This is a genomic window from Achromobacter sp. 01N37 (assembly GCF_056399725.1).
Map to the genome: position 1 here is coordinate 1 of NZ_JBFTRX010000036.1, position 2,047 is coordinate 2,047.

Sequence of the window (2,047 nt, forward strand, 5' to 3'; positions counted from 1 at the left end):
ATCAAGATCAAGAGCTCTACGTTCGTGCGCACGGGCGGCAACACGACGGTGTCGCGCGGGCGCAGCGAAAACGTGACCTTCAAACAGTACATCGAACGCAAGATACCGTTCCGCCCCGTGATCAGCACGGTCTGCCAGTGGGCGTTGAAGTCGCCATTGACAGTACCAAGAAGAATCCGCAAGAAGATCCCCGGCGACGTCATTGAAACCACGATTGATATCGCGTTAAAGCAGACCACCGCGTCATTGGTGTTTGAAGCCGTGGACGATTTGCTGGCCTGGCAAAGTCCGCTGAAGGCGGAGCCGAATTACAACGGCACGTCGTTTGCCGCCATGCTGGGTGAGCCATCCACGCGGCCAAAACGGATCAGCAAATATTTTCCTTTTTGGCCCCGCCCGAAAGGAAGCCTGGCGCCGGATCTGGTGATTGTGGAGTATCGCCAGCAGCCGTTTGAAGTTGAAAACGTATTTGCAGCGGTCGAGATCAAGTTTCCGAACGATTGGGTCAAGAAAAAGCAGATAGAAGACTACGTACTGTTGATGAGCCGCGACAGCCAAAAGGTGGCGCTTTTGCGGGTGCCGGAAGACTGCACGGGCTATCACCCATCTTCAACAGAAAATGACAAGCAAGGCGGACGACATGGCAGGAGAGGAAGATGAGCGCGAGCAACCCGTTGATTGATGACGATGATCTTGCTGGCATGATCGAAGACCTGAAGAAATGGCCGAATACCGCCAGTCACAACGGTTCCTTCGAATTGGCGGTCACGCCTTTCCTGACGTTCTACTTCAACTACCCGCCTGATCATGTCCTGCAGACCACGCTGGAGATGATCGATATCCACGAGGACTTTGAAAAGTGCTTGGGCTATCCCTACACCATCGCTACGCACCCGGATTCGGAACGCCCTCACCCTTATGGTTCAGCGCGACTAGGTGATGTGCGGAATTGGGCTCGAAAAACGCCAGTTCACAGGTCCTTTACCGTCGAGTTCACTGACGAAAAGAACCATCAAAGCTCTCCCACCCACGCCGCCTATCTATGGCGAAAGTCCGACAGGGGCAACGAAGAGCAGGACTACTCAAGCATCCAGTTCTACTACCGTTGGCAATGGTGGTTGGATAACAAGGATGCTTGGCGGCGATTTGTCCTGCACACCATTGGCCGGCTGAAACCCGCCCAGGTTTATAGCGGGTTCGCCATGGGTAACCCGCTGGAATTTGGAATGCGTTCCGAAACGGCGGTCTGGGATCGCGCGCTTGCGCCGCATTTCTACGGATTGGACACAGATTATCCATTTGGAATGGCCTTTACGCCCGGACTGCCCTCAGGCATTCGCCCCCCCACCTGGGGCTTCTTCCTGTCCGACATCTGGCGCGAAAAGCTCTCGGTCTCGCGCGAAGACGTTATCGCTCATCTCAACGACCCACGCATCCGCATCGACACGCTCAGCTGCGGGCAATGGATTGAACTGGGTCCGCAAGCTGAGCTGTATCCCGTTGAACTCGGCGTGCCTGAACTTCCCGTTCTGCTCAACCGTCTGCTCCGGCGTATCCGGCATCCGCAACTGGAACTGACTGGCTTTGGTGAATGGGATGGCGACCCGAACGAATATTTCGACCGCATCGACACCCAGCGCTGGCTGGCGCGCTTCGATGACGATAGCGATTGGCCAACGCCGGAGATTCGCGGCCTGACCCCGGGCGACCCACCCGTCGAGCCTACGGCCACCCACGTCGTCGTGGGGGAGCCGATTCCCTCGGAAGGCTGGTGGTACACGCTCGCCAAGACCCATTCCCGCCGTTACTTCAAGGCCGGAGAGTTCGCACCGCCGGTCTCGCAAAACGCCTCTCGAGGCCGCGTTATCTGGCAGCGCGACATTGATCAACGCGCACCCGAACCGGAACCGGCGCGGCAGGCAAAGACCGGCCAACCCGCTCCACGCGCCGGCCGATGGCGCGCCGACGAGAAAGGATCGATCTTGTGCACCGTCGCTAAGGATGAACCGCTGCCGGCTTATCAAGGCCAGCCGGTGACGTGGCATTG

At 57.8% G+C, this 2,047-nt stretch carries 2 protein-coding genes; both read left to right on the forward strand.

Going from position 1 to position 2,047, the window contains the following annotated elements:
• Window positions 1–660: VRR-NUC domain-containing protein (locus AC1DSJ_RS30060; protein WP_476760465.1), on the forward strand; the 660-nt coding region annotated here is incomplete at its 5' end.
• A partial coding sequence (locus tag AC1DSJ_RS30065; protein WP_476760466.1) for a type VI immunity family protein occupies window positions 657–2,047 on the forward strand: 1,391 nt, incomplete at its 3' end. The genes AC1DSJ_RS30060 and AC1DSJ_RS30065, both read left to right, overlap by 4 nt.